At 40.9% G+C, this 1,126-nt stretch carries 1 protein-coding gene and 1 pseudogene; one reads left to right on the top strand and one right to left on the bottom strand.

Annotated features, from left to right (window positions below):
* Positions 1-840: pseudogene (locus tag DYY66_RS08550) on the top strand (MFS transporter); the annotation flags it as partial.
* A 58-nt stretch (positions 841-898) separates the two neighbouring features.
* On the opposite strand, the gene DYY66_RS08545 reads toward DYY66_RS08550, so the two are convergent.
* A partial coding sequence (locus DYY66_RS08545; RefSeq protein WP_178085600.1) for a dihydrofolate reductase family protein occupies positions 899-1,126 on the bottom strand: 228 nt, incomplete at its 5' end.

Below are 1,126 nucleotides of genomic sequence, written 5' to 3'. Positions count from 1 at the left end.
ACAAGACTTGGTAAGCATCTTGATATCAAAGGTGCCCTGGCCATATCATCTACAATAACTTCATTTCTAATTGGACTGACTCTGGTACAGATTGGTGTACGACCTGAAACTATGCCGCAAATTGTATCTGCGTTTGTAATTTCACTTGTTTCATTATTTGCATTTGTTTTAATAGAGAAAAGAGCCAAAATACCACTGCTTGATTTTAGATTGCTAAAAGACAAGATTCTCTTGCCATCGTATATCGTATTGATGGCAACAGGGGTCATGATGTTTTTGGCATATCCTGCAATAGTACAGCTTGTCCGCAGTCCGGTACCGCTTGGCTTTGGAGGAAGTGCTGTAGATGCAGCTAGTGTCCAGTTACCTTTTATGATCATGTTTCTTGTGTTTGCAGGTACAAATCCCTTTATCCTGAGCAAAATAGGCAGGACAAAGCCAATAATTGGAGGTGCCATAGTTACAATAATTGGCTCAATTGGATTGTTGATGTTCCACTCTACAGGATTTGAGGTGTCTGTGAATCTGGCTATACTTGCAGCAGGCCTTGCACTGGTGCATCTTACTACATGGAATGTAGTCATCACATCATCACCAAAAGAATTCATGGGAATATCAACAGGAGTAGGTGCCCTTCTTTTGTTCATTGGAATGTCGATTGGCCCAACATTGGCAGGAATATACATGCAAAATCACGAGACGATCAAGGGAGTTGTTGGATCTTATCCATCTATGGGATCGTATGATCTAGTGTTTCTTACATCTGGATTTTTGTCCGCAGCTTGTCTTGGATTTGCTCTAGTGCTAAGAAAACAGTTGGCACGAATAAATGCTAATTAATCCAACCTAGTTATGATTCAAAAAAGTCATATGAATACCATGGCGAGAAATTTTCCTACTAAAATGATCCTGTTTTCACTTTACCTGCGCGCTTGTAATTGGCAATAATTACTCCACTTGGTGTAACCGAACTCTCTAGTAATGAAAAAGCTGCCGGGATGGTTCCATCGCCAAACAAACGTTTGCCCGTGCCGAGCGTAACGGGAAATATTTTGAGCCAGAGTTCATCCACTAGATCATTTTTAAGTAGCAGCTGAACGAGCTTACCACTACCCCACACTTGAAT

Source organism: Candidatus Nitrosotalea sp. FS, assembly GCF_011319475.1.
GTDB lineage: Archaea > Thermoproteota > Nitrososphaeria > Nitrososphaerales > Nitrosopumilaceae > Nitrosotalea.
This window is presented reverse-complemented; position numbering and strand designations above follow the sequence as displayed.